Origin of the sequence: Streptomyces ochraceiscleroticus (assembly GCF_000720485.1) — a bacterium.
In the GTDB taxonomy this organism is placed as follows: Bacteria; Actinomycetota; Actinomycetes; order Streptomycetales; family Streptomycetaceae; genus Streptomyces; species Streptomyces ochraceiscleroticus.
On sequence record NZ_JOAX01000059.1, the window covers coordinates 1 to 3,967 of the forward strand.

A 3,967-nucleotide genomic window follows, 5' to 3' on the forward strand; every position below is an offset into this window, starting at 1 on the left:
CGCCGTGGTGTGCGGTTACGGCGATGTGGGCAAGGGCTGTGCGGAGTCGCTGCGCGGCCAGGGCGCCCGGGTGATCGTCACCGAGGTCGACCCGATCTGCGCGCTGCAGGCGGCGATGGACGGTTACCAGGTCACCACGCTGGATGAGGTGGTGGAGACGGCGGACATCTTCGTCACCACGACCGGCAACAAGGACATCATCATGGCCTCGGACATGGCCAAGATGAAGCACCAGGCGATCGTGGGCAACATCGGTCACTTCGACAACGAGATCGACATGGCCGGCCTGGCGAACATCGAGGGCATCGTCAAGGACGAGGTCAAGCCGCAGGTGCACACCTGGACCTTCCCCGACGGCAAGGTCCTGATCGTCCTGTCCGAGGGCCGTCTGCTGAACCTCGGCAACGCGACCGGCCACCCGTCCTTCGTGATGTCCAACTCCTTCGCGGACCAGACGCTGGCCCAGATCGAGCTGTTCACCAAGCCCGAGCAGTACCCGACGGATGTGTACGTGCTGCCCAAGTACTGACGGCCACCGGCTGCGCCACCGTCTGATCCAGGCCCCCGTCCTCAGGGCGGGGGCCTGGCCCGTCCGGGCCCTTGCGTAGCCTCGTCGGCAGCCCCCTTCGCGGGACGACCCGACGGAACCACTGAAGGACCCCCATGCCCCGCGGCCGCTACTCCCTGCACGACCCGCACGATCACACCCCCCTCGGTGAAGAGCACTTCCACTGCGCCACCGGCCCGTCCGGCTGGCGTTACGTCTCGCAGATCACCACTCCCTCCGGCGATCACGCCGGCTCCGTCGACCTCACCCTCGACGACCTCGGCCGCCCCATCCGCCTGGAACTCCACGCCGCGTCCTGGCAGGTACGCGGCGCCGCGCTCGACGGCGTCACCTGGGTCCGTACCGACCCCTCCGGCACGCACGCCACCGAAGGCAATGTCCCCGCCCACTCCTTCACCGGCGCGTCCCCCGCTTTCCTCGTCGCCACCGCCCGGCTGCTGCGCCCCGCCCCCGGCTCCGGAGCCGTCCGCACCCGGCTCGTGGCCTTCACACCCCCCGTCCTCGCGCCCCGCACGCTCGACCAGTCCTGGGCCTTGGTGAACAGGACAGCACACGCCACTGACAGCGGCCCGCTGACTGTGGACGAGTACCAGGTCAACGACCTGGAGACCGGCGAACAGCACGCCGTCCACCTCGCCGGCGACGTGGTCCTCTCGGCCCCCGGCATCGAGCTCGAAAACCTCGAATCCCCGCCGTCGGCCTTCACCACCGAAACGGATTTCTGAGCCGCGGCACGCTCCAGCCGTTCCCGCCGGCCGGCGTCGTCAGCTCACGCGGGCGGCGCGAACCCCGTCGCCCGGCCCGCATCCGACCCGCTTGCCGACGTCGGCGCCTCTGGCGCTGCGGGGCTTGCAGGGCTTCCGGGTACTGCTGCCGGTATCGCGGGGTGTGTGGGCACTGCTGGGCTTGCGGGCTCTGCCGGTACTGCGGGGCTTGCGGGCTCTACCGGTACTGCCGGGCTTGCGTGGTTCGCGGCCCCGACCGCCCCCGCATCCGGCGCGGCCGCTCCCGCCGACCGTTCCGCTCCGAAGGTCCGCCGCGCTTCCCGCCCCTGCCGTTCGTACACCACCGCCGACAGGTAGGCGGCCGGATGCACGCCCTGCGGCGGCACCGCCCCCGTCCACCTCACGAAATCCTCCGTGAGCTGCCCGGCCATCCGCCCCCCGACCTGCGGATCGAGCTGCCCCGCCCGCGCCAGGTACTGCCGCACGGTCAGCCACCAGCTGTCCGGTACGCGCGACAGGTCCAGCGCCCCGAGCTGCCCCATGAGCCACGGCGGCGGAGGCGGCAGCGCCGACCCGCGCTCCGGTACCGGTATCCGCTCCCGTACGACGACCGTGCCCGCGAACACATCCCCCAGCCGCCGCCCGCGTGCCGACACCAAAGAGGCGAGGCACGCCACGACGCCCATCGTCAGCACGATCTCGACGGCCCCCATCGCCCCGCGCACCAGCGCGTGCCGGAACCGGATCGGACCACCGTCCTCGCGCACCACCCGGAGCCCGCACACGAGCTTCCCCAGGGAGCGGCCGTGGCTCAGCGTCTCGACCACGATCGGAACCCCGACCAGTACGAGGACGAACGCCGCCACCGAGAGGGCCGCCAGCGCGGCCGAGTCCAGCGAGCCCGTCGCCGCGAACAGCGCCATGGAGATCACGATGTAGCCGGCCCAGGTCACGGCGAGATCGATGAGCACCGCCAGGGCCCGGCTCGGCAGCCTGGCAGGCCGCAGCCCGAGTACGACCGCCTCACCCGTCACCAGCTCGTTCATCCCCGCCGTCCTCTCGCCTGCGTCCCCGCCCGCCCCGCTGCCGGCACCGCCAGTCTGCCAAGTCGATACGACAATGGGCCCAGTACGTTCATCATGAGGACCAAGACCGTCACATGCGGACGAGGAGCGCTACTGAATGGACCTCGATGTCTTCGTCACCGCGCACCGCGCCGAGTGGGACCGCCTCGACACCCTGGTACGCCGCAAGCGCCGCCTCTCCGGCGCCGAGGCCGATGAACTGATCACCCTGTACCAGCGCGCCACCACCCATCTCTCGCTGCTCCAGTCCACCGCACCGGACCCCGCCGTGACCGGCCGGCTGACCTCCCTGGTCGCCCGCGCGCGCAGCGCCGTGACGGGCGCGCGCAAGGCGTCCTGGCGCGACGCCGCCCACTTCTTCACGACCGCGTTCCCCGCCGCGCTCTACCGACTCCGGCACTGGTGGATACCCACCGCGGTCCTCTCCACCGCCGTCGCGGCCCTCATAGGCTGGTGGATCGCCGCGCACCCGGAGGTCCAGGCATCCATCGGCGCCCCCGACGCCCTACGGGAGATGACCAGACCGGGCGGCCAGTACGAGACGTACTACTCCAGCCACCCCGCCGCCTCCTTCGCGGCCCAGGTCTGGACGAACAACGCCCAGGCGGCCGCGCTCTGCCTGGTCCTCGGCGCCTTCCTGTGCGTGCCGGTGCTCTGGATCCTCTTCCAGAACATGCTCAACGTGGGGGTCGGTATCGGCCTCATGGCATCCGCCGGCCGCCTCGACACGTTTCTCGGCCTGATCCTTCCGCACGGCCTGCTGGAGCTGACGGCCGTGTTCGCCGCCGGGGGAGTGGGCCTCAAGCTCGGCTGGACCGTGATCGACCCGGGTCCGCGCACCCGACGGAACGCTCTGGCCGAGGAGGGACGCGCGGCTCTGGGCGTGGCCCTGGGACTGGCCGCCGTGCTCCTCGTCTCCGGAGCCATCGAAGGCTTCGTCACCCCGTCCGGCCTGCCGACCTGGCTCCGTATCGGCATCGGCATCGTCGCCGAGCTGGCCTTCTTCGCGTACGTCTACGGGGCCGGCCGCCGCGCTGCCCGAGCGGGGGAGACCGGCGACATCGAGCGCTCCGATCGCGACGCCACGCTGCCTACCGCCGCCTGAACGGCAGCCTGATCCGCAGCCTCCAGGGCCACGCGGCGCCGATGTGCACCGGACACCCCTGAGCTGCTAATCTCCTGTTCATCCGAGGAACCCCGTTGACACGGACGACTCGGGGAGGTAGATTTTAACGGTTGCCGGGAGTTGGACAAGCTCCCCCGCGACAGCTAACATCTACTGCGCTCCGGCCGAAGTTCAATTCGGCGGGACCTTTCTGATCTCTTATCGGGAACGTCAGGTCGATCAAATCGACGAAAGCGCTTCTGATAAAGTCGGAGCCGCTGAAAAGCGAAAGGCCAATCCAAAGGCCACCGGAAACCAAATTCGAACCGGAAACGGCGCGGACGAGGATCTGGTAAAGTCGGAAACGCCGAAAGGGAAAGCTCGAAAGGGCCGGACCGGAAAGCAACCCCGCTCCAACAGGGGGCCGGATCACCGAAAAGGATCTGGTAAGGTTGGAACCGCGAAGAAGCCGAAAGGCCGAAAC

The 3,967-nt window shown here is 69.8% G+C and carries 4 protein-coding genes and 1 pseudogene; 3 read left to right on the forward strand and 2 right to left on the reverse strand.

Translation table 11 applies throughout. The features are described 5' to 3' along the window. Window positions 1–526: pseudogene (locus tag IG84_RS0137050) on the forward strand (adenosylhomocysteinase); the annotation flags it as partial. Window positions 527–663: 137 nt separating this feature from the next. Continuing rightward, window positions 664–1,293, forward strand: coding sequence for a hypothetical protein (locus IG84_RS0137055; protein WP_031067777.1), 630 nt, complete (start codon window positions 664–666; stop codon window positions 1,291–1,293). Between the two features lie 44 nt (window positions 1,294–1,337). Here IG84_RS0137055 and IG84_RS0137060 read toward each other — a convergent pair whose 3' ends face one another. Further along, entirely contained in the window at window positions 1,338–2,339 is a 1,002-nt protein-coding gene (locus tag IG84_RS0137060) for an RDD family protein (RefSeq protein ID WP_031067780.1), read from the reverse strand. Between the two features lie 136 nt (window positions 2,340–2,475). On the opposite strand from IG84_RS0137060, the gene IG84_RS0137065 reads away from it, so the two are divergent. Then, entirely contained in the window at window positions 2,476–3,483 is a 1,008-nt protein-coding gene (locus tag IG84_RS0137065) for a stage II sporulation protein M (protein ID WP_031067784.1), read from the forward strand. Between the two features lie 124 nt (window positions 3,484–3,607). Here the strand turns inward: IG84_RS0137065 and IG84_RS41940 are convergent. Then, a partial coding sequence (locus IG84_RS41940) for a hypothetical protein (protein ID WP_211266564.1) occupies window positions 3,608–3,967 on the reverse strand: 360 nt, incomplete at its 5' end.

What these genes read in the sequence shown, in the direction of transcription:
- IG84_RS0137055 (WP_031067777.1), top strand. Translation starts at nt 664, where the DNA reads ATGCCCCGCGGCCGCTACTCCCTGCACGACCCGCACGATCACACCCCC.
- IG84_RS0137060 (WP_031067780.1), bottom strand. Translation starts at nt 2,339, where the DNA reads ATGAACGAGCTGGTGACGGGTGAGGCGGTCGTACTCGGGCTGCGGCCT.
- IG84_RS0137065 (WP_031067784.1), top strand. Translation starts at nt 2,476, where the DNA reads ATGGACCTCGATGTCTTCGTCACCGCGCACCGCGCCGAGTGGGACCGC.